We start from the raw sequence: 23,174 nt of genomic DNA on the forward strand, positions 1-23,174 counted from the left end.
GGGATCCCAGGCAGCCCGCCACCCGACCGCACCACGAAACCGTTCGAGGCAGAGATGGCCGATCGTCGCCCAATCCGTAGCTCCATGAAAAAACTCATTCGTTCGACCTGGTTCGCCAGGTTCCGCTCGCGTTTTTCCGGTGCTTTGTTTTTGACGCCCGCGTTTGCGTTGGCGACATTCTGGGCGTATTGGTTGCGTTTTGAATCGGCAGCATTCACGACATATTTTGCAGAAATGAAAGTCGTGATTCCGGTGGCCGTTGCGATCAAGATCGGTGTCTTTGGTGTGCTGCGCATGACCCGTGCCTGGCACGACTACGTCTCCTTTCTCGATTTGCTGCGTCTGGCGCGGGCGACCGCCGTCAGCGCCGCCTTCTTGGCGCTAGCCGACACGATGCATCGGGAAAATGGTTTGCTGCCACGCAGTATTATCCTGATCGACGCCTGCCTGACGACCATTTTTGTGGGGAGCATGCTTTCGGTGCGACGGATTCTTCGGGAACGGAAATCAACGGTCTCCCTGACAGCGGTCTCGCAAACGCGTGTCCTGATCGTGGGACTTAATGAAACCGGAGAAGCCTTTCTGCGAGCGATTCGCAGCGGAAGCGAACCCCATTTTCAAGTGGTGGGAATCGTGGCCCAAAAGCCTCGGCTGGTCGGCCGCGAAGTCAACGGCGTTCCCGTCGTCGCGACCTTCCAAGAAATCGTTGAGGCGGCCAATGCACACCGCGTTGAAACGGTGCTGTTGGTCGATGGCGAACTCTCCTCGGAAGATCTGCGATCGGTCGTCAACGACTGCCAACAGCACGGAATCGCCGTCCGCGTGATCCCAAGCGTCAGCCGAATCGTTGCCGGGCAAGTCGGTTTCCATCCTCGTGAGGTCGACATCGAGGACCTGTTGGGACGCGATGCGGTCAACTTGGACCAAGAACAATTGAATCGCTGGCTCTCGGGCCGCGTGCTGATGGTCACCGGCAGCTGCGGTTCGATCGGATCGGAGATCGCGCGGCAGTTGCTGAAATTTTCGCCCAGCAAATTGCTGCTGGTCGATCGTTCCGAAACAGGCCAGTTCGATCTGGGCAATGAATTACAAGAAGCGATCGACGCGGGAACCGTGGAGGTGATCGTCGGCGACATCACCGATACCGAGCGGATGCGTTCGCTGGTGGACAGCTATCGCCCGGCGATTATGTTCCACGCGGCGGCATACAAACACGTCCCGTTGATGGAGCAGCATCCGTCGGAAGCCGTCAAAAATATCACCAAAGCGAGCTGCGGGTTGGTCGACCTCGCACACCTGTTCGACGTCGAATCGTTTGTGATGATCTCGACCGATAAAGCGGTCAACCCGACCAGTGTGATGGGCTGCTGCAAGCGCGTGGCCGAACTGTATGTGCAGGCCAAAGCCGCCCATTCCAGTTGTCGCTTCGTCACCGTTCGCTTTGGCAATGTGCTTGGATCGGCAGGGAGTGTGGTCCCCACGTTCCGCCGCCAAATCGCCGCCGGAGGCCCGGTCACGATCACGCATCCCGACATGACGCGCTACTTCATGACCATCCCCGAAGCCAGTCAATTGGTGATCCAGGCAGGTGCGATGGGGCGCGGCGGTGAGATCTTCGTGCTCGACATGGGGCAACCGGTCAAGATTGTTTCGCTGGCCGAAGATTTGATCCGGTTGTCGGGGCTGGAGGTCCATAAAGACATCGAACTGAAGTTCACCGGCCTGCGTCCTGGCGAAAAGTTGTACGAGGAACTGTATATTGAGGACGAGAGGCGGTTGCAGACGGTGCATCCAAAAATCTTGATCGCCGAAAGCGAACAATTGGCCCTCAAAGACGTAATCAAGCATGTCGCTGATCTTGTCTCCGCAGCGGAATCCGATTCGGCAGCGATTCGGGCAAAATTAAAGACCATCGTTCCCCGCTACCAATACGACGGGCTCTTGTTAGAACCGGTGAACGCCGGATCGATCCGGGCTGCCGATTCCAAACGCGCCGCGTAGGGATCGAGATGGGTGGCGGAGTGCGATCGCGCAATGCTTGCGATTTCTTTCCTTCGACCCTGCAACGTGTAAACGCTGATGCCTAAACGAGCTTTGATTACTGGCGGGGCGGGTTTTATTGGCAGCCACCTTGCCGAGCAATTGCTCGCCGAAGGGATGCAGGTCACGATCCTCGACGATCTCTCGACGGGGCGCTTCGAGAACATTGCTGGAATCGAAGCCCGCGACGATGTGCAGATCATCATCGACACGGTGTTTAATGAATCGTTGGTCGCCGATCTGATTCAGAATTCCGACGTCGTCTTCCACTTGGCTTCGGCCGTCGGTGTTAAATTGATCATCGATCAACCGGTCAAGACGATCGAAACGATCGTCGGTGGGACCGAAATCGTGTTGCGACATTGCAGCCGATTCCGCCGTCCGGTGCTGATCACCAGCACCAGCGAAGTCTATGGCAAGGGAGCCAAGATTCCCTTTCACGAAGACGACGATCTGGTGACCGGTGCGACCTGCCGCCATCGCTGGGCCTACGCGTGCTCAAAAACGCTCGACGAATTCCTGGCGCTGGCCCATCACCGCGAAACCCACCTGCCGGTGGCGATCGTGCGACTGTTCAACACCGTCGGGCCACGGCAAACGGGACAGTATGGAATGGTGGTCCCGAATTTCGTCCAATCTGCGCTGAAGGGAAAGCCTTTGGTCGTGCATGGCGATGGCGAGCAAGCCCGCTGTTTCGCGCATGTGGCCGACGTCGTCACGGCGCTGACGCGCGTCATGTCGACTCCCGCATGTTACGGCAAGGTCGTTAACATCGGCAACAACGAAGAGGTCTCGATCAATCGACTGGCAGAGCGCGTGATCGAATTGACGGCCAGTACCAGCGAAATCCAGCACATTGGCTACGACGAGGCCTATGGGGATGGGTTCGAGGACATGCAGCGGAGGGTTCCCTGTTTGCAGCGGGCCGCCGAATTGATCGGCTACCATCCCATCCGCGATTTGGAACAGATCATCCGTGACGTTGCGGATTCGTTTTCCGCCGAACCCTAATTTGGGCAACCTGTTTGCGACCTAGGGCTTTAGGTTTCATCGATATCGCCCAGTGGTGAAGGCTGCGTCAGTTCCGGCATTTCGCTTTCCAGGTCGTCCAGCAAGCTGGGGGCGTCGACATCGGGGGATTCTTCCGGTTCGGCAGAGGGGGGCGGAACGAAGACCGGTTGCGGCATGGCGGTTCCGGCCACCTTGGCTCCCGCCGGTGCGAAAATGCTCCCCACGCGGCCATGGTTGCGATTGGTCCGTTCCCAGCTGCCGCCGTAGGATGGGTAGGCGCAATCGTCGTCGCTGCCGCAGATACGGCATCCGCCCAGCAGTGTTAGGCCGATTAGGGCAGTGCAAGTTACCAGTCCGCGCATCTGGACGTTTCCCGAAACAAAGGTACAAACCAAACGAAGTCTTTCCGTGTTGTCTGTATCGGTTGTGCGGAGCGGGAGCTTTAGGCAAACCTTGCGGCCGACGCTTTAGAGCGCCAACGAATAGATCGCGTAGTAGTGAATCGCGGCGGCGGCGATCACCAACAGATGCCAGATCGCGTGGAAATAGCGGACTTTGGAATCATTCAGTAGAAAACAGACGCCCAGCGAATACGCCAGTCCCCCCGCTAACATCCAAAGAAAATAATCGAGCGTCACGCCGGGAGCGAGGATCATCGCCGGGAACCAGCCCAACGCGATATAGGTCCAGGTATCGATCGCGTGGACTTGGTGCTTGCCGACAACCTTCGATAGAAATCCAAATCCAGCCAGCAACCAAATCGCTAAAAGTAGCCACGGACGCACGCTCGGCCCAGCAAACGCGACCACGCCGGGGGTGTAAGTTCCCGCGATCAGAAGATAGATGGCGCCTTGATCCCATGCCCTCAGCAGATGCAGCCTTTGGGGATCGGTTACGACGTGCGACAGCGTGGACATTAAAAATACAAACGCCAGCGAGACGGCGTAAACCAGGAACCCGATCATGACCGCTGGGGGCATCGGATGGGTGGCGACCACCCAGGTTGTCGCTACGATCGCGGCGATACATCCGCTGCCGTGCGTGATCGCGTTGGCAAGCTCTTCGCCAGCGCTGAGTCGTTGATAGGGAACGATCAACGCTTCGTGCGTTGCCTGCAGCGGGTTGGCTGGATCTTCGGGAGGTTCGGACTCTGACAAGGGACTCGCTTCCAAAAGAATTTGTTATACCCCGCAACACGAAATGAGGCACGGCCACTTCTCGGATCCGCCCTTGAAGGGGCAGGAATGCGTTTTCCAGATTTCGATCGCTCCTGGCACCTAATAGCGTAGGATTCTGGTGAGGGCTGCGAACGAGCGCAAGGCAGCTCCGCTGCGACGCAACCACGGATTTGCCACGCGATTGCGATTCGAATGACTAGTGTTCGAAAGTAACTTCATCTAGGCTTTGGGATTCGCACCCACCCCTTTCCTGCCACAGGTTATGGCAGACAAAACCACCCCCTTAGATTGTATTCCAACATGGCGATGACGACGGTTTCGACGAAGATAGACGAAGAACATGCGGGGCGCGTTGATTTAGTCGTGCGAGACCTTTCCAATGCCTCGCGAAGCCAGGTCCGTGGCATGGTCGATCATGGCTGCGTTTCGATCAACGGCAAACCCTGCAGTTCGATCGGGGCGACGGTTTCGGTTGGCGATGAGGTGACGTTGCGTTACGACCTGCACCAACGCTATCACGAGAAAAAGAAAACTTGGGACGATCGGACGTTCACCGTCGCTTACGAAGATGACTATCTGATCGTCGTCGACAAATCAGCCGGTTCGTTGACGGTTCCGACCGATAACAACGACGATCGCAATACGTTAGTCGAACGCGTTTCGATCTATCTGAGCCATTCCCGCAAGAAACGCCCGGCTTGCGTTGTCCATCGGCTCGACCGCGAGGTCAGTGGGCTGTTGGTTTTTGCCAAACAGCAAGACATTGCCGATGCCCTGATCCAACAGTTCAAGCAACGTAAACCACAGCGGTTGTACGCGGCCATCGTCGCCGGATTGTTGCCACAGGATGAAGCGACGTTTCGTTCCCACCTGGCGACGGGAAACAATTTGGATCGGTACGTTGCGCCGCCGTCGGAGAAATCGGAACTGGCGATCACTCATTATCGGGTCGTCGATCGGATGCTCGACACAACCCTTGTCGAAGTTCAATTGGAAACGGGAAAGCGGAACCAGATTCGCGTCCACTTCGCCGACGCGGGACACCCCGTGCTGGGCGACCCACGCTATCGCAAGGAAACCGCCAAGCATCCGCGCTGGATCCGGAAACGAATCGCGCTGCATGCCAAGAGCTTGGGCTTTGTGCATCCAGCCACCGGAGAAACGCTGGAAATCGAATCGCCACTCCCGTCGGCGATGGACAAATTCATCGCCAGCCAGCGCCAACGCTAACGCGGTCGGTTTCCCTCGCCGCGCGATGATGCTCGCAGCGGCTACCGGATTGCATTCGCGGCGCTACGCGAGCAATTCATCGATTGCTACGCCGCCGTTGGAGAAGGTAAACGGGCGGCCGTCGGGGCTGTGGATTTCTTTATCGACCGGCAGCTTCAAGGCCTTGCCAATCGTGGCCATGAAATCGGGAACCGACACCGGATACTCATCGACCAAGAAGCCCTTGGAATCGCTGGAGCCCAAGATCGTGCCCGGGCGAACGCCGGCCCCCGCCATCGCACACGAGAAGACTGCCGGATGGTGATCGCGTCCCGCGTTTTGGTTGATCGATGGATTGCGACCAAACTCCGTGGCCACGACGATTGTCGTATCTTCAATCAAGCCGCTGGCAGTGAGGTCTTCGATCAAGGCGCTGAGCGCCTGGTCGAGTTCGCTACCGCGGGTTGTCATCGCGTCGGCGATATCGTTGTGCATGTCCCAGCCGCCGGTTTGAACTTCGACATATTGGATGTCGTTTTCGACCAACCGCCGCGCGAGCAAGCAGCCCCGTCCGACCTTCGACTTGCCGTAACGCTCCTTGGCTTCGTCGCTTTCCTGGTTCAAATCGAAAGCCTTCAGGTCGTCGCTCTTCAGTAGCCGAATCGCCTCGCGATACAGGTCGTCGTAGCCGTCGACCTGTTGCATGTGCACCTTGCCGCGAAATTCACGGTCCAGTGCGGCACTCAAATACATCCGCCGCATGAATTGATCGTCGGCCAGGTAATCGGGGCCGGTCGTGTTCTGCAAACCGCGATCGGGGTCGCCGATCGGCACCGGTGCAAACTTGGCTCCCAAATAGCCCGGCCCGATTCCGCCGCCGATGTTCACACTTGGCGGGAGTGCCGGATGGATGCGTCCGTTAAAACGTTGCATCCAAGCGCCAATCCCCGGATGCCGCGTGCTGGCGATCTCTTTTTGGCCGGTCCGCATCAAATAGCTGCCCGGGCCGTGAGCGCCGGTTTCGGTGGTCATCGATCGAATCACCGCCAGCTTGTCGGCCATGGCGGCTAATTTGGGCAACGATTCCCCAAACTGAACGCCAGGGATATTGGTCGGGATCGCACCCAAGGGACCCTGTGAATCGGTTCCAGGTTTGGGGTCGAACGTGTCGACATGACTCATCGCCCCGGCATTGAAGATGTAGATCAAGCGGCGTTTCCCCGCCGACTTGGCGGTTTCGGGAGCCTCCCCCGCTTTCTTGGCCGCGATCGCCGCGTCGGAGAACTCCGCAAACGGGTCGTCGGCCATCAACCGGCCTCCGCCCAACGACAGCAGACTCACACCGAACGACTGCCAAGCTGCCAATTGCATCATCGCGCGTCGCGACACCGCATCCTTGTACCAGTTCATCGAATGGAGACCTTTTCGCAATAGAGAAGTGCTGTCAAATGTTTGTGGGGGTTCGACAACCCGCCTCTAGCGTATAGAAGGTCTCAGCCCGATGCAATCTTCTGGCAGCAGTGCTCCGATCGGATTGTCAAATGGCGGGGGGCAATTGAGCGTTGTAGGGGTCTGCTGGGCAGAAATCTGTGGCAACGGTGCTTTGCCCCCTTTTCTCGCTGGTCGAAACGCATGACGATACTGGGCGGCGCGATGACCGGAGGACGTGGATTTCCGACGACTCCCAGGAACCGTGGTGCCAACCGACTCCCGTTGAACCCCCTACTTCTGAATGATTTGAGCAGCCAATGAACGAGCCTCCGGCAACATGGACGATTGACGATGCGAGCGAGTTGTACGACGTTCCGCGTTGGGGAGCGGGATATTTTTCCGTCACCCCGCAGGGCACGCTGGCTGTTCATCCCGACCGCGACCCGGAACGCTCAATCGACCTGCAAGAATTGATCCAACGGGTCGAACATCGCGGACTCGAAATGCCCGTCTTGATTCGCTTCAACGGGATCATCCGCGATCGCTTGCGGGAGATCCACGATTGCTTCGCGACGGCGATCGAATCGTGCGAATACAAAGGCAAGTACCGGCTGGTCTATCCCGTCAAAGTCAACCAACAGCGCGACGTGATCCGCAAGGTTGTCGAGTACGGCCGCGAGTTCGGGTTTGGGCTCGAAGCGGGTAGTAAGCCGGAATTGTTGGCCGTCGTGGCGATGGGTGACGAATCGATGCCGATCGTCTGCAACGGATTCAAGGATGACGAATTCATCCAGATGGCTTTGATCGCGCAGAAGCTGGGTCGGACCGTGATCCCGATCATCGAGAAATACTCCGAATTGGAATTGGTGCTACGGCATAGCGAAGAATTGGGCGTGAGGCCTCAGTTGGGCGTCCGCGTCAAATTGGCTTCCCGCGGTGCCGGACGTTGGCAGTCGTCCGGCGGCTACCGTTCGAAGTTTGGCCTGACGGTCAGCGAAGTGCTCCGCTTGGTAGCGGAACTGGAAAGCCGCGGGATGTCGGATTGTTTCAAGCTGTTGCATTTCCATTTGGGCAGCCAGATCACGAACATCCGCCAGGTCAAGGGAGCGATCAACGAAGCGGTCCGCGTTTATGTCGACCTGCATCGTCGCGGCATGGGGTTGGAATACCTGGACGTTGGCGGCGGTTTGGGCGTTGATTACGACGGCTCGCAAACCAACTTTGAATCGAGCATCAACTACACGTTGCAAGAATACGCCAACGACGTCGTCTACCAAATCCAAACGGTCTGCGACGAAGCGAACGTGCCGCATCCGACGATCATGTCCGAAAGCGGTCGCGCCGTGGCGGCTTATCACAGCGTGTTGGTCTTCAGCACTTTGGGGATCACCTCACAAGGCAATTCGATGGACGTGCCGTCGTCGATTCCCGACGACTACGAACAACCGTTGCATGATTTGGTGATGGCCAACAACGATCTGACGGCGCGAAACGTTTTGGAAACGTTCCACGACGCCCAGCAAGCGTTGGACATGGCGATGAATTTATTCAGCACCGGTTACCTGCCGTTGGAACAACGGGTGCTTGCCGAAAACATGTTTTTTGCGATCGCCCACCGGATCCTGAAATTGACCGCCGAACTCGAATACGTTCCCGACGATTTGCAGGGCTTGCCACGGATGTTGGCCGATTCGTACTTCTGCAATTTTTCGTTGTTTCAATCGATGCCCGACAGCTGGGCGATCAAGCAATTGTTCCCGATCATGCCGATCCATCGCTTGAACGAACGCCCCGTTCAGCAAGCGGTGTTGTGCGACATCACCTGCGATTCGGATGGAAAGGTCGATTCGTTTGTCGATCGTCGCGATACGAAACGAACCCTTCCGTTGCACGCTGAAAATGGCAAACCCTATTACCTGGGGGCGTTTTTGATCGGTGCGTACCAAGAGATTCTCGGCGATTTGCACAACCTGTTTGGAGACACCCACGCGGTGCATGTGCATCTGGGCGAAGACAACGCCGTGGAGATCGAATCGATCGTCAAGGGGGATACCGTCCGCGAGGTGCTCAGTTATGTTCAATACAACGAAGACGCGCTGATCGATCGCTTGCAATCGGCGATCGAAGCGGCGGTCCGCACCGGTCGGATTGATCAACGCGAATCGGGTCAGTTCTTGAAGTTTTATGAGCAGCGATTGGCCGGATACACCTACCTAACGCCTTGATCGCCGATCGTTGTCGCAGAACGCGTTCGGAGCTTCAGGCTCCGCCGCGTTTTCGTTTTCGGCGACATCCCTTTCCTTGTTGGTAGCGAAACCAGGAATTCGGTGGACCTCGCGTGGCAAGCATCTTGTCGGCGACAGGGCCCTATCTTCCCGGCTCCGCGATCCCGCATCCTCTCTTTCACCTCAAACGACGCGAAGCAATCACGATGGAACTTTCCGAACTGACCGCCATTTCCCCAATCGACGGACGTTACGGTAACAAGACGTCGGAGCTGCGCGAAGCATTCAGCGAATACGGGCTGATCAAGTGCCGCGTGGAAGTCGAAGTCGAATGGTTGTTGGCGTTGGCCGCCCACCCGCAGATTTCCGAAGTCCCGCCGTTGTCGGCGCCGACGGTGGCGGTGTTGCGAGGAATCGTCGAGAACTTTTGCGTTGCCGATGCCCAAGCGGTCAAATCGATCGAAGCGACGACGAACCACGACGTCAAAGCGGTTGAATATTTCATCAAGCAGCGTTTTGAAGGGAATCAAGAACTCACCGCGGTTTCCGAGTTTGTCCACTTTGCCTGCACTTCCGAAGACATTAACAATCTCTCGCACGCCCTAATGCTGCGTCGGGGTTTGGACGTGTTGTTGCCGTCGATGCAACGCGTCGCCAGCGACCTGCGCGACAAAGCGATCGCATTTGCCGAAGTGCCGATGCTGTCCCGAACGCATGGACAAACCGCGTCGCCGACCACGGTGGGGAAAGAGTTTGCCAATGTCGTGGCCCGCTTGGATCGCCAATTGGTTCAACTGCAAGCGATCCCGATGCTTGGGAAAATCAACGGTGCCGTCGGCAATTACAACGCCCACCTGTCGGCCTATCCCGATGTCGACTGGGCCGCGCACGCTAAAGCGTTTGTCGAATCTTTGGGGCTGCAATGGAATCCGTACACGACCCAGATCGAACCGCATGATTACATGGCGGAATTATTTGATGCGATCGCCCGTTTCAACACGATCGTGATCGATCTGGATCGCGACCTCTGGGGCTACATCTCGCTGGGCTATTTCAAGCAGAAGACGATCGCCGGCGAAGTCGGATCGTCCACGATGCCGCACAAGGTCAACCCGATCGATTTCGAAAACTCCGAAGGGAATCTCGGGCTCGCCAACGCGGTCCTGTCGCACCTGAGTGCCAAGTTGCCGATATCGCGATGGCAACGCGATTTGACCGATTCGACGGTGTTGCGAAACACCGGTGTCGGGATGGCGTACAGCATGATCGCCTACAAATCGACGCTCAAGGGATTGGGCAAATTGGAGCTGAATGCCGCCCGGATCGCCGCCGACCTCGACGCGGCGTGGGAAGTGCTTGCCGAACCGATCCAAACGGTGATGCGTCGCTACGGTATCGAATCGCCGTATGAAAAACTGAAGGCGTTGACCCGTGGCCAGGCGGTCACGGCCGAAACGTTTGCTGCGTTTATCGAGACGTTGGAATTGCCGGCCCAGGCCAAGGCGGACCTGCTGCGGATGACCCCTGCGACCTATCTCGGATCGGCCGTCGAACAGGCCCAACGGGTCTAGCGACGCTGCGTGGGGCAACGCGGTCGCCCCGCGCCGACGCGGTTGCCGGTGGATCTGCCCAACGCAATAACAGCGAATTTCCCCGGCACACAATCATCTGTCATCACCGTCTCCCAGTGTTACAATGTGAGACACGGCCCGGTCATCAGTCCCTTCAAAGAGTCTGGTGGACGGGGGCTTTCAGGGGAGCAGGCCGTTCACGCATCGATACGGCGAACACCTGGTGACAGAGTCAAGTGGGTGGGCAATGGTCGCGATCAACCAACTCCACGTCTTTCAATTCGACTACGTACTGTTTGCTACGTTGTCGCTTCTGGCATTGGCGGTGATCAGCTATTGGTTGCGGAATACGGCGCGCGGCAATCGCACCGTGGTGATCGCTTGGGGATGGTTGCCACTGCTCCTGTTGGGAGGTTATTTCCTTGTCGACGCAGCGGGGCGGCACGAGAAGCGACGTTTACAGAAGCGGATCGAAGGTTTGGCCCCCACCTACGCCGAGGAGCTACGGTCGATGGGGCACGCTCAGATCACTCCCGCGACCGCGCCCGACGATCCGTTGTATTTGGCGATGATTGAGAAACAGATTCGCTGGTTGCAGATCAATCGAGCGGTCGCCGATATCTACACGTTCCGCAAATCTCCCGAGGGGAACCAGTTGGTGGTCGATTCGGAAACGGATTACAACCGCGATGGTCGCTATTCAGGGGATCGTGAGCGGCGGACGGTGATTGGCGAGGTCTGGACGGAGAAGGACGATGCGATCAGTAAAGCTTATTCCGGAACCGCGTCGTTCGATGACGAAATTTTCAGCGATCGCTGGGGAGATTGGGTTAGTGCGTACGCACCCATCCGAAACCTCGATGGCAGCTTGGACGCCGTCTTGGGAGTCGACTTTGCCGCCGAGGATTGGGTGGCCGCGATAGCGCGGGCGCGGCGGTTTGCGATCGGCTTCCTGGCAGTCATCGTCACCATCGGCCTCGCGTCGACATCGATTATTAGCATCCTGCATGCCAGCCTTTTCGAACGCCAGAAAGCAGCGGATGAATTGTTGATCGCAAAAAATCTTGCCGAAGCGGCGACGACTTCCAAGAGTGAATTTCTGGCCAATATGAGCCACGAAATCCGCACGCCGATGAACGGGATCATTGGCATGACCGACCTGCTGGTGGGGACCAACTTAGACAACCAACAACGTGAGTATCTGCGAATCGTGAAGCAATCGGCGACTTCCTTGTTGGGGCTGTTGAACGATATCTTGGACTTCTCCAAGATCGAGGCGGGGAAACTGGAACTCGAATCGATCCGCTTTGGGATTCGCGATTGTGTTGAAAAGACGATCCAGACGCTAACGTTTCGGGCCAGCGAAAAACAACTCGAGATCTGTTGCCGGATCGATCCCAACCTACCCGACACGCTGATTGGCGATCCCAGTCGCCTGTGCCAAGTGCTGATCAACCTTGCCGGAAACGCGATCAAGTTTACCGAACATGGGGAGATCCTGATCAACGTGCAACAGGATTCGCGCACCGGCGATTCGCTGCGGCTGCGTTGCGAGGTCCGCGATTCGGGGATTGGCATCGCTCCCGATAAACTCGATTCAATTTTTGCCGCCTTCAGCCAAGAGGACACTTCGACGACGCGGCGCTTTGGCGGCACCGGTTTAGGACTGGCGATCTGCGCTCAATTGGTCAAATTGATGGGGGGCGAGATTTGGGCCGACAGCCAAAAGGGAGTTGGCACGACGTTCTATTTCACCACCTGTTTCAAGATCAGCCCGACAAAACTCCGCAGCCTGCCCGAGATCGAAGCCTTGGCGGGACTGCCGGTACTGGTCGTGGACGACAACCAAACCAATCGCGTCATCCTCGACGAGATCCTCAAGGGCTGGCGAATGAAGCCCGTCGTTGTCGATGGAGGACCGGCGGGCTTGGCTGCGATGCGGAGCGCGTCGGCCGCGGGGGCTCCGTTTCCGTTGGCGCTGCTCGACTGCATGATGCCCGAAATGGATGGTTTTGAATTTGCCCGGATCGTACGCAGCGATCCCGACCTGCAAGCGTGCCAATTGCTGATGATCTCGTCGGCCGCGGGGCAAGACGATCATGCGAAGTGTCGCGAAGTTGGGATTGCCCGCTATATGACCAAGCCGGTGATTCAATCGCAATTGGCGGAGGCGATCCTCGATGTGATCGTGGACTCCGATACCGAACCCGATGCGGTTGATCAAACCGACTCCAGAAGTCACCTTTCCCATTCGGAAGCTTCTGTCGACACCGGAGGTTCCGCCGACGATGCGCAAAGCGTCGAGGATGGGCCGGCGATGAAAATCTTGTTGGTCGAAGATGGGATCGTCAATCAGAAAGTGGCCTTGGCGATGCTCCGCAAACTGCCCCATCACGTGGTGATTGCCGAAGACGGCCAGGAAGCGGTGGCAGCGTTCCAGCAGGAATCGTTCGATTTGGTGTTGATGGATGTCCAGATGCCGGTCATGGACGGGCTGGAGGCCACCGCGGCGATTCGCCGAATAGAACAATCGCCGGCGCGTGTGCCGATCATCGCGATGACCGCTTCGGCGATGAAAGGAGATCGCGAACGCTGTCTCGCCGCCGGCATGGACGACTATCTTTCTAAACCGATCGAAGCTCAGTTGCTCTACGAGGTGATCGCGAAATTTGCACCGGCAAACGCTGCTGATTCAGCAACTAAAAAACAGTGAGCCGGGCGAGGCCGTGCCACCGACTGCCGACGCTTCGTCGTCGACCGGCGCTGGGCGATGCGAAGTCCCGAATCGCGGTCGTTTAGAATGCGAAGATCGCATTGATGGCGTAGGTGAAGAAGTCGTCGTCGCTGCCGTTGTCGAAGGGGAGGCTGTCACCTCCGGCCGCATCCCAACGCACTTCCGAACGGACCGTCCAGTGTGGGGTGGGCTGCCAATGCAAACCCAACGTGGCTGCATAATAATCGGTGGCGTCGATCGGGCCCGATCCGACCCGCACGCCTTCATCGTCCCGAAACCATTCGAGGCGGCCTCCGGCTTGCCATGCGTCGTTGATTATATACGTGAGGTATTGAACGATCGCGTACCATCGCGCGTCCGCCGCATCGGTTGGGTCGGTGTTTGCCCCGAGATCGTTGTGGAGCACGTAGGTCCAGCGGTCGGAGAGCGAATGCTCCAGGATCAAACTGTGAATATAGATGTCCCCTTCGTGGCTGGGAACGTCGTTGCGTCCGGTGCCGTCACCCCAGTCGCCTGCCAGAACCGACCAGGTGAGTGTCGTCTTTTCGTTGATCTGTAACGTCGCCCCACCCAGGAATGTTGATGCATTTAATTCGTTGGCGAAACTGCTGTCCATTCCCATTGTCCAACCGCCACGAAGTGTCAACCGATCGTTGACCTCATACGCCGCCAGGAATCCGCTGTGCGTGTTGGGTTCGGAGTAATAAAACGTGTAGCTGTGCGAATAGAAGAAGTTCAACGTCGTGGGGACACTCTCCCATCCGATCGGCGTTAAAAAATAGCCGGCGCGAATCATTAGATCGTTGATGCGCAGGTCGCCGTAAACTTGAGGGATCGCCACTCCGTAATCGCGTCCGCTGTTCCAACCGAAGTCCCAAGTCTGATCAGCAAACGCTTGGTTGTCGGGGCCATCGGTGCCGAACAGGGCGTCGATTCGGAAGCCCCAATCGACCCCGTCGTCGGCAATCTGCCGCTCGGCAAACACCCACATTTGATTGACGACCACGCCATCGGAAACGTTGTTGTAGCCGTACGGAGCGTTCCCGGTGCCGCTGCGATTGCCATCGCCATTGAGAGTCAGGCCCGCAGAAATCCAGCCTCCCATTTCAATCCCGTGGGTGGCTTCGCAAGCGGACCAAAGCTGCTCGAGGGAACTGGTTTCCAGTGGAACATCGCACTGGCGTGGCAGGGCGTCACAGGCCTCGGTGACGGAAAGGCAATGGCAACCTTCAGCCGAGACGAGGTCGCTGGCGTCCGCGCACCCCCCACGCCACGCGGACAACGCGATCGCCAGCGGCAAGCCGATAAAAAAGATGCGAACGGTGAAGCGAGCCATACCCAACCCTGTCGATAACGCGATTCCGTGCCGTCCACTGAGATCGACACGAAGCCGCGGAATCGCCCAGCATTCTGGGCTCCACTGGCATCCATCCTAGCCGCCGTGCGCCACAATCCGCACATTCAGCAAACCAAGGCCTTCGCGGGGCATGGCTAGCATTTTCAATCAGGGTTGGGAGTTGGGAGCATGCCGGCTTCGCCGGAGCGCGCTTCAACACGCTTGGAAGAAGCCCTTCCAGAATCGTCGTCTTACAACGGCGGGGCGACCACAAAGTGGATGGTGGTCGAGTTGGCCGGTTGCAGCATTTTTCAGGGGTTGGGAAGTCGTGGAGTTGTCAAACCGATCGGCATCGGCCGCGAAGATGATTGCACTTTCAAAGGATCGCGGGTATCATCCAGGCTAACCTAGGGAGCGGCAGTTAGAGCCGCATTGAGAATGTCTTTAGGTTGACTTATGCGGGTGTTCGCCATTCGGCAAAACCCATTCCACTGAATTTGAATAAACGAAGTCTTCATAACCTGGGCCGTTGGTTGGTCGCTGGTTTGCTTCGGCAAATTTGGTCGCAAAGCTAAATGATGTATGTATTGATGTTACTGCTACTCTTTGTCCTCGGACTGATATTTTTGCTCGGCAGTGTGGTCGTTTTGTGTCGGCATCGCAATGCGTTTGCTGTCGTCACCGACTCCACGCTCCAGGGTGGATTGTTGCCACGAGCAGCTTGGACCGGGAAATCGATTTTGTGGCGAAGTCTACCGCGCGGTCATGATCCGCTTGGATTTATCGATCCGGCGTCGGAGGGACGCTGCGCTGATGCAGCGCCTGGGAAACGTTTGATGCGAACCTTTGGAAGGACGCTCAAATCGGAATCGCCAAGGATACTTACCTCCGCAGAACCTCATTCGCTTCATTTACGCCGTTCGATCATACCCGCCGTCTCATACCAATAGTTTCCACCGACGCCGCTAGCAATCTTTGAGATCGATCTCGATCGGGATTGCTGCTTGCCGCGTCGAGCTGTCAACCACTGCACGGGTCGTGAAATCTTCCTGATCGATAAGGGAGTTCGCGATGAACGCGTTAAAGATTGCCTGGGATGCCAAAGCGTGTCTGCTGGCGGCTGTCGACAAGGATTCGGCATCGGAATACGGGTTGTGGTTGATTTCCACATCGACCCTGATCTTGCTCGCCTTGGCCGGAGCGCTATTCGGTTTTTATTGCAATTGGTTGTACCAACGGACGCTCGACAAACGACGCATCCGCCAAGCGCAATTGGATTCCGATGCGATGATCGAAAAAGCGAAACTGGCCACCGAAGCGATCCAAAAGAACGCGACCTTGGAAGCCAAGGAGGTCGTCTTGCGTCACAAATCGCAGGCCGATGAAGAGATCAGCCGGATCAAGGAGACGCTGCACGAAACGCGGCGCGGTTTGGAATCCCGTGCGGCCGTGCTGACACAATCCGAAGAGGGGTTGAAGAAGCAAGAACGGGGGCTGGAAAACACGCAACGTCGGCTCGCCCAACAGCTCGACGCGGTCAATCGGAAACGCGAACGTCTGGATCAATTGACCGATGAAAAACAAAAGATCCTGCAACAGGCCAGCGGGATGTCGAAAGAGGAAGCCTCGAAGCAATTGATGCAGACGCTGCAGGTCGAACTGGATCAAGAGATCGGCACCGCGATCCTGCATCACGAACGCAATCTGTCCGAAACGCTCGACGCCAAAGCCCGCGACATGCTGTTAAACGCGATGCAGCGGTACGCCGCGGTTCACACCGCCGAAAACACCACCAGTACCGTCGATATCCCCAGCGACGATATGAAGGGACGGATCATCGGCCGCGAGGGACGTAACATCCGCGCCTTTGAAAAGGCAACCGGGATCGATGTGATCATCGATGATTCCCCCGGCGTGGTGATCGTCAGTGGATTCGATCCGGTGCGGCGTGAATTGGCGCGTCAATCGCTGGACAAACTGATTTCCGATGGCCGCATCCATCCATCGCGGATCGAAGAAGTGGTCGCGCAGACGTCCAAAGAACTGGACGACTTCATCCGTCGCAAGGGGGAAGAAGCGGCCGACGAAGTCAACGTGCCAGGGCTGAACAAGCGCATCATCGAGATGCTTGGAAGGTTGCACTTCCGCACCAGTTACAGCCAAAACGTGTTGCGTCACAGCATCGAAGTCGCGTTCTTTGCCAGCATGATTGCGGAGATGATCGGTCTGGATCCCGACGTCGCCCGTCGCTGCGGGCTGTTGCACGACATCGGCAAAGCGGCCGATCATGAACTGGAAGGGGGCCATCCTAAGATCGGTGCCGATCTTTTGAAGCGACACAATGAGTCTCCCGAAGTCGTTCACGCCGCCTTTGGTCACCACGACGAGATCATCACCGAGTTCCCCTACACCGTGCTGGTCGCGACCGCTGATGCCTGCAGCGCCAGTCGCCCTGGAGCGCGGCGTGAGTCGCTGGAACGGTACGTCAAACGGATGGAAGAACTGGAATCGATCGCCACCGGATTTGATGGCGTCGAACAGGCGTTTGCGATTCAGGCCGGACGCGAGTTGCGGGTGATTGCAAATTCTAAGATCACCGACGATGCCAAGGCCGCGGCGATCTGTCGCAATATTGCCAAGGCGTTTGAGCAACAGCTGACCTATCCGGGGGAAATCAAAGTGACCGTCGTGCGCGAGAGTCGCTTCACCGAATTGGCCCGTTAACGGTCGGCTTGCCTGGCACCAACCGCCCACTGGAAGTAGGCGGGGTGTTGAATTAGGCAATTTGCAAAGCGGATACGTTTTTGCCAGATAAAGCGATGGACCGCTTCGGTTAAATGCCGATAGGAGGCTTGTAGGATTTGATACAAGTGGAACTCCGGAGCGCAGCCGATGTCCAATGCACAACGTTTGGATGAAGTCAGAGCCTTTCTGCAGGCGTGGTTCAGCAAGAACCACCCATCCAACGTTTGGAACGCAAACGAAGCGATCTTAATTCGCGAAGGACATTACTGCGGACGTCGCTTCGCGTTTGGGCCCTATACCGCGATTTGGTTCGTCGAAGAGAACCAAATCAAGATCTTCGATCCCGACGGATCGGTTGCCGTTCGCAAAGATTGTTGCGAGCTGTTCCAGGAAGTCTCGCAACCCACGCTGCGTCGGGCGGCCTGATGTCGCGATTCAGAGGGCGCTTCGCGTTTTTATAGACGGGACACCGCCGCCGTTGCGCAGGCGAGTCTTCTTGGCGGGCCAATCGGTCCGCCCTCTTCCCGTCGCTTTACCGACCGCGAAGCGTGGCGTCCGGCCGCAAATCGCTCCGACGGATCGTCGGAGCTTTTCAAAGAAGGTCGGCTGGATTAGCCGTTCGAAACGATCCGGCGAGCGATCGCTTTGGCCGACAGTGGCGTGATCTTGGCTGCCGACGAAACGTTCGTCATCAGCAAATCTTCGCTCTTCGCCTTCGATCCGTCGGTCTCATATTCGACGATATACGCACCGATTTGAACGTGCGGCTCTTCGTAAACCGGAGGCCAGAAGGCTTCGCTGCGGGTGGCCAAGGTTTTGGCTAGGTACCGCGTCGCACGCCCGGTGAATCCGCTGAGCACCATGTCCAAACGGCCCAACGCTTCGCGGAAGATGTAGAACACCAACGCAACGTCGGAGTTTTGACCTCCACCGGCCCATTCCCACGTGCCGTTGTCGGTTTCCACCCACAATCCGGGCTTGTCGGCGGCTTCGGTCTTGGACAACCGTTCACCCGCCGTGGAGGATGGTGGCTTGGGATCGAAATCCCGGTACCGCATAAAGAAGGGGCAGGCGCGATCGGAAGCTTTTTCGACGTCATCTTGCGAGACAAACGGATCGCAACCAAACGCCTCGGAAAACAGCACTTCCGCCACCGGATTGCTCTTCACGCTACCGATGCAGACCATCGCCTTGTCGCCTGGGGCTCCCGAGAACGACTCGTAAACAGAATTCGCCCGCAGATTCGTCTCTTCCGCCGAAACGTGCCCTGGGCTCCAGACCAATGTCTGCAACAGACGCTCGGGTTGCGGTGGGTTCTCTTCCGCTTTGGTGCTGCCATTGGCGCTCGATCCGGCCGAATGGTGTCGTGCAGACCCACCGAGCGTGGAGACACCGTTGAGCAGCGCTCCCATCAGGACCGAGTCCGAGGCGACAACCCAAGCTTGTTCGGGGGCGTCGTTGACATCCCCTTGGCGGATTCCAACGCACAGCTCCAGCTGGCGGCGGCGGGCCAGTAGTTCCCAAAAATGTTCGGCGCGGACGGCGAACAACGCCCCCGGCAACTCGGCCGGCGTCGCGTGGCCATGATCGATCAGATAGTCGCACAGCTTCGAGAGGGCTTCGATCGGGATGTACTTCGCTTCATTCTTCAGCAGCGAAGCGACTTGATGTCGATCCAGACCGGTGTGCTCAACAATCGCCTTAATCGTACCGGGACGACGACGGCGGTCGGGATTATGCCCTAGGAGTTCTGCAAGGCGAAATGCGTAACGCATGACGTTCAGTCCTTAACTTTCGTATAGAGTTTTCGTAGCCGCGCCCGAGCCAAATCAACTCGCAGTCGGCTAAAGTACCGAATTTTCCCCTCAAGGTAGAATTCCAATCTAATTAAAGCGGCTGCTCTTCCATAGGGGGGCGAGCCCTCAAATTCACGAATCAGGAAATAATGGTTGCCATTTCCCCCCAAGTGGTAATCCACCCATTGGTTTCGCAAGTTTCTCGGAGCGCTCGGCTCCTTTGCCTGTTTCCCTTACCTATTGCCCCACGTATTGCGCGTACAACGACCGCGCCTTGGCGATCTCTTCGGTTCCCGACACGATCGCCCTGCCGTCGGCGAACAGTGTGATCTCGAAAGGATCGATGCGCAACCGCAACAAGAACCGGGTTTGCTGCACTTCGCCGATCCCTCGCCAGTTGTCAGCGATCTTGTCAATCGAGACGCCACCGGTGGCTGGGATTTGTACCGCGTTGCGGCCACATAAAACGATCGGTTGGGAAGCGATCTCGCCATGCAGGAAATCGAATGATCGCTCCTGGCAAAGCGGGCAGGGAGACTGGGCCAGTTTCGCGATCTCGATCTGCAGGAAACGCGCCGACCATAGATCGATCGTTTGCAGCTTCCCCTGCAGCGCTGCCCGACCGCTAACGATCCATTGGATCGCTTGGCTGACCTGCAAACTGGCGATCGTATGCGTCGCGGCATTCAAAACCCCCGCGGTGTCGCACGTCTGGACCGTCCCTGCGTCCGGCAGCTCAGGCACCACGCAACGAAAACAAGGTCGATCGATTCCATTGAAGAAACCCACCTGCCCCTGGGCCCCAACGCACCCGCCATGAACCCACGGCTTGCCCAATTCAACCGAGGCGTCATTCAACAGCAACCGCGTTGGAAAATTGTCGGTGGCATCGACGACCAGGCTGATGTCAGACATCAGGTTGAGGATGTTACCCGGATGGACGTCACACGCTTCGGCCTGGATCTCGATTTCACTGTTGATCCGTTGCAGCTTCTCCGCTGCGGCAGCCGCTTTGGCAACTTGCGATTCGGCATCGGATTCCTCGAACAGAGATTGGCGTTGCAGATTGCTCCATTCCACCGTGTCGCGGTCGACAAGCCGCAGCATGCCGACTCCCGCTCGGGCAAGCAATTCGGCCGCTACCGTTCCGAGGGCGCCGACGCCCAACACCAAGACCCGCGCCGCAGCAAGCTTGGACTGTCCCGTGGCGCCGATGGGCGGGAATTGAACCTGCCGCGCGTATCGATTCGATCGAGTCATGAGGGCTTAACGAAAACAAAGACTAAGGGAGAGGGAGAGGTTGGATCTGATCGGCGCCGGGGGCGATCCGTCTTGGATAAAATGACGTTGAAAGCAACGGCGTCCACGCGATACGATGGCTCGGTAGCTAAACTTCGACACCCCTGTTGGGCACGCTCGTGGACGTCTCGATCATTATTCCGATTTTTAACGAGGCCGATAGCGTCCGTCCGCTACACGATCGGTTGACCCGCGTTTTGCCCCAATTGCCTTCGGCAACGGAGATCGTTTACGTAGACGATGGTTCCAACGACGGCAGTGCGCAGCGATTGGACGAAATCGCCGCAGCCGATCGCCGTGTCACAGTGGTTCACTTTCGTCGCAATTACGGTCAGACCGCTGCGATGCAGGCCGGGTTGGAACAGGCGCGCGGACGCGTGCTGGTGACGCTTGACGGCGATCTGCAGAACGACCCCGACGATATTCCGGCGATGCTCGAAGCAATCGACCAAGGCGCCGATTTGGTTCATGGTTGGCGGAAGGATCGCCACGATACTTGGCTGACACGCAAGCTGCCATCGTTGATCGCCAACCGGCTGATCTCACGCGTGACCGGACTGCCGATCCATGACCTCGGTTGCACGTTGAAAGCGATTCGGTCGGAGGTTGCGGACGAATTGGATCTCTACGGCGAGATGCACCGTTTTATCCCCGTGTTGGCCCACGCGCGCGGTGCCCGATGCCAAGAAATGGTGGTCACCCATCATGCCCGTCAGTACGGGACCAGCAAGTATGGGCTCAGCCGAACGACACGCGTCGTGTTGGATCTGATCACGGTCAAGTTCCTGATCGACTACATGGATCGCCCGATGAAGTTGCTTGGCCGTTTGGCGTTGGCGGCACTTGGGATCAGCGGATTGTCGGGGCTTGGCGTGGTGGCGATGAAGCTGGCCGGAGGCATCGATATGACTGGCAATCCGTTGCTGCTGCTGACCGTCTTTATGGGGATTGTGTCGTTGCAGTTCATGGGGCTCGGCTTGCTGGGCGAGATGAACACCCGACTGTATTACCAACGCAGCAATCGTCGCCCGTTTGCGATTCGCAGCGTCACGCAATCCGCAGCCCTACCCGCAACCGTGCATCGCGCCGCATAACGCGTTGGGCGCGGTCAAGCGGATCGTGGGTCAGGCGATCAAATCGTGGACCACCCGCGCTGGGTCGACCCCCGTGAGGCGGAAGTCGAGTCCTTGGAAGCGGACCGACAAACGATGATGGTCGAATCCTAACAAGTGCAATAGCGTGGCATGAATGTCGTGGACGTGCACTGGATTTTCGATGGGGCCGAATCCGAACTCATCGGTTTCTCCATAGACCAAGCCTGGCTTAAAACCGCCACCGGCAAACCACATCGTGAAGGCATCGATATGATGATTGCGACCGGTGTTCTGACGCACTTCGCCCATCGGCGTGCGGCCAAACTCACCTCCCCAAATCACGATCGTGTCCTTCAGCAAACCACGACGCTTCAGGTCGAGGACCAGTGCGGCGGAGGCTTGATCGATCTCATTGCAGATTTTCGGAAGATGCTGCTGCAAGTTTTCCGTGGGTCCGCCGTGGTGATCCCAGTTGGTGTGATACAGTTGGATGCAGCGGACACCCCGTTCGATCAACCGTCGCGCCAACAGGCAGTTTCGCGCATAGCTCGATTCCTGCGGATCCTTGATGCCGTACAGGTCGAGCGTCTCGGCGCTTTCGCCCGACGTATCCATCAGTTCGGGTGCCGAGCTTTGCATTTTGTACGCCAGTTCGTACGCGTTGATCCGGGTGGAAATTTCTTGGTCCCCCGTTTCGACCAACCGCTTCAAGTTCAGTTCGCGCACGCTGTCGATCAATTGCCGCTGTTGAACATCGCTGATCGACGCGGGGTTCGACAGATTTAAGATCGGATCGCCTTGATTCCGCAGCGGCACGCCTTGGTACGTTGTCGGCAGGACGCCACTGCCCCACAGCACCGCCCCGCCACGGGGGCCTCGCGGGCCGCTTTGCAGCACCAAGAATCCCGGCAGGTCGTCACATTCGCTACCCAATCCGTACGTGATCCAAGATCCCATGCTTGGCCGCCCGAACTGGCCACTGCCGGTGTTCATGAACAGCTTTGCCGGCGCGTGATTGAACAGATCGGTTTTACAGGTCTTCACGATCGTCAATTCATCGACAATCTTGGCTGTGTGCGGCAGCAGGTCGCTGACCCATGCTCCGTTTTGCCCGTACTGTTGGAACTTTTGTGTTGGGCCCAGCAGGTTGCTGCGATGGCTGCTGTCCATGAATGCGAAGCGTTTTCCCGCGACAAAACTTTCTGGGATCGGTTCGCCGTTGAGCTCGGTCAACTTCGGCTTGTACTCAAACGTTTCCAGCTGAGTCGGCCCGCCTGCCATGAACAGAAAGATCACGTTCTTCGCTTTGCCTGGAAAATGGCTCGGCTTGGGCGCCATCGGGTTTTGCGATTGCGTATCGTTATCCGCCCTTCCGCGTTCGGCCATCAGTGACGACAGGGCGATCGAACCGAGTCCCATCGAACAGCGGCTGAAAAAATGGCGACGCGTCTGATCGCGAAGCCATTGCGTTTGAGCGTTTTGGGTGGGGTCCATGGTCATTCCAT

General features: G+C 57.6%; 16 protein-coding genes. 9 read left to right on the forward strand and 7 right to left on the reverse strand.

Annotated elements, in window-relative coordinates:
- Window positions 1–84 precede the first annotated feature (84 nt).
- On the forward strand, window positions 85–2,001 hold the full coding sequence (locus tag Poly24_RS10560) for a polysaccharide biosynthesis protein (protein ID WP_197452479.1): 1,917 nt from the start codon (window positions 85–87) through the stop codon (window positions 1,999–2,001).
- A 78-nt stretch (window positions 2,002–2,079) separates the two neighbouring features.
- Entirely contained in the window at window positions 2,080–3,051 is a 972-nt protein-coding gene (locus Poly24_RS10565) for an NAD-dependent epimerase/dehydratase family protein (RefSeq protein ID WP_145094401.1), read from the forward strand.
- 29 nt (window positions 3,052–3,080) lie between these two features.
- On the opposite strand, the gene Poly24_RS10570 is transcribed toward Poly24_RS10565, so the two are convergent.
- A complete protein-coding gene (locus Poly24_RS10570) occupies window positions 3,081–3,413 on the reverse strand; it encodes a hypothetical protein (RefSeq protein ID WP_145094404.1) in 333 nt (110 codons plus the stop codon).
- A 105-nt stretch (window positions 3,414–3,518) separates the two neighbouring features.
- Window positions 3,519–4,208 carry a PAQR family membrane homeostasis protein TrhA gene (trhA, locus tag Poly24_RS10575; RefSeq protein ID WP_197452480.1) on the reverse strand — a complete coding sequence of 230 codons (690 nt, stop codon included), beginning with the start codon at window positions 4,206–4,208 and terminating at the stop codon, window positions 3,519–3,521.
- Window positions 4,209–4,529: 321 nt separating this feature from the next.
- On the opposite strand from trhA, the gene Poly24_RS10580 reads away from it, so the two are divergent.
- Complete coding sequence (locus Poly24_RS10580) at window positions 4,530–5,459, forward strand: RluA family pseudouridine synthase (protein WP_145094409.1); 930 nt, start codon at window positions 4,530–4,532, stop codon at window positions 5,457–5,459.
- 63 nt (window positions 5,460–5,522) lie between these two features.
- On the opposite strand, the gene Poly24_RS10585 is transcribed toward Poly24_RS10580, so the two are convergent.
- Complete coding sequence (locus Poly24_RS10585; RefSeq protein WP_145094412.1) at window positions 5,523–6,848, reverse strand: DUF1501 domain-containing protein; 1,326 nt, start codon at window positions 6,846–6,848, stop codon at window positions 5,523–5,525.
- 338 nt (window positions 6,849–7,186) lie between these two features.
- On the opposite strand from Poly24_RS10585, the gene speA reads away from it, so the two are divergent.
- From speA to Poly24_RS10600, 3 genes are all read left to right on the forward strand, one after another.
- Window positions 7,187–9,094, forward strand: coding sequence for a biosynthetic arginine decarboxylase (speA, locus tag Poly24_RS10590; protein WP_145094415.1), 1,908 nt, complete (start codon window positions 7,187–7,189; stop codon window positions 9,092–9,094).
- A 206-nt stretch (window positions 9,095–9,300) separates the two neighbouring features.
- Window positions 9,301–10,665: an adenylosuccinate lyase gene (purB, locus tag Poly24_RS10595; RefSeq protein ID WP_145094418.1), complete on the forward strand. Its 1,365-nt coding sequence runs from the start codon at window positions 9,301–9,303 to the stop codon at window positions 10,663–10,665.
- Window positions 10,666–10,912: 247 nt separating this feature from the next.
- Window positions 10,913–13,378 carry a hybrid sensor histidine kinase/response regulator gene (locus tag Poly24_RS10600; protein ID WP_145094421.1) on the forward strand — a complete coding sequence of 822 codons (2,466 nt, stop codon included), beginning with the start codon at window positions 10,913–10,915 and terminating at the stop codon, window positions 13,376–13,378.
- Between the two features lie 82 nt (window positions 13,379–13,460).
- Here Poly24_RS10600 and Poly24_RS10605 read toward each other — a convergent pair whose 3' ends face one another.
- Complete coding sequence (locus Poly24_RS10605) at window positions 13,461–14,735, reverse strand: porin (RefSeq protein ID WP_145094424.1); 1,275 nt, start codon at window positions 14,733–14,735, stop codon at window positions 13,461–13,463.
- A gap of 1,071 nt (window positions 14,736–15,806) precedes the next feature.
- On the opposite strand from Poly24_RS10605, the gene rny reads away from it, so the two are divergent.
- Complete coding sequence (gene rny, locus Poly24_RS10610; RefSeq protein ID WP_145094427.1) at window positions 15,807–17,459, forward strand: ribonuclease Y; 1,653 nt, start codon at window positions 15,807–15,809, stop codon at window positions 17,457–17,459.
- A 168-nt stretch (window positions 17,460–17,627) separates the two neighbouring features.
- The gene (locus Poly24_RS10615) at window positions 17,628–17,906 is read left to right on the forward strand and encodes a hypothetical protein (RefSeq protein WP_145094430.1); all 279 of its coding nucleotides are present in this window, start codon (window positions 17,628–17,630) and stop codon (window positions 17,904–17,906) included.
- Between the two features lie 185 nt (window positions 17,907–18,091).
- On the opposite strand, the gene Poly24_RS10620 is transcribed toward Poly24_RS10615, so the two are convergent.
- Both Poly24_RS10620 and Poly24_RS10625 read right to left on the reverse strand, forming a co-directional pair.
- A complete protein-coding gene (locus Poly24_RS10620) occupies window positions 18,092–19,255 on the reverse strand; it encodes a helix-turn-helix domain-containing protein (protein WP_145094433.1) in 1,164 nt (387 codons plus the stop codon).
- 258 nt (window positions 19,256–19,513) lie between these two features.
- Window positions 19,514–20,536: a ThiF family adenylyltransferase gene (locus Poly24_RS10625; protein ID WP_145094436.1), complete on the reverse strand. Its 1,023-nt coding sequence runs from the start codon at window positions 20,534–20,536 to the stop codon at window positions 19,514–19,516.
- A gap of 158 nt (window positions 20,537–20,694) precedes the next feature.
- Between Poly24_RS10625 and Poly24_RS10630 the strand changes: the two genes are divergently transcribed.
- Window positions 20,695–21,669, forward strand: a complete 975-nt coding sequence (locus Poly24_RS10630) for a glycosyltransferase family 2 protein (RefSeq protein ID WP_145094439.1) — start codon at window positions 20,695–20,697, stop codon at window positions 21,667–21,669.
- Window positions 21,670–21,699: 30 nt separating this feature from the next.
- On the opposite strand, the gene Poly24_RS10635 is transcribed toward Poly24_RS10630, so the two are convergent.
- On the reverse strand, window positions 21,700–23,163 hold the full coding sequence (locus tag Poly24_RS10635; protein WP_197452481.1) for a DUF1501 domain-containing protein: 1,464 nt from the start codon (window positions 23,161–23,163) through the stop codon (window positions 21,700–21,702).
- Between the last annotated feature and the right edge of the window lie 11 nt (window positions 23,164–23,174).

Source organism: Rosistilla carotiformis (assembly GCF_007753095.1).
Lineage (GTDB): Bacteria > Planctomycetota > Planctomycetia > Pirellulales > Pirellulaceae > Rosistilla > Rosistilla carotiformis.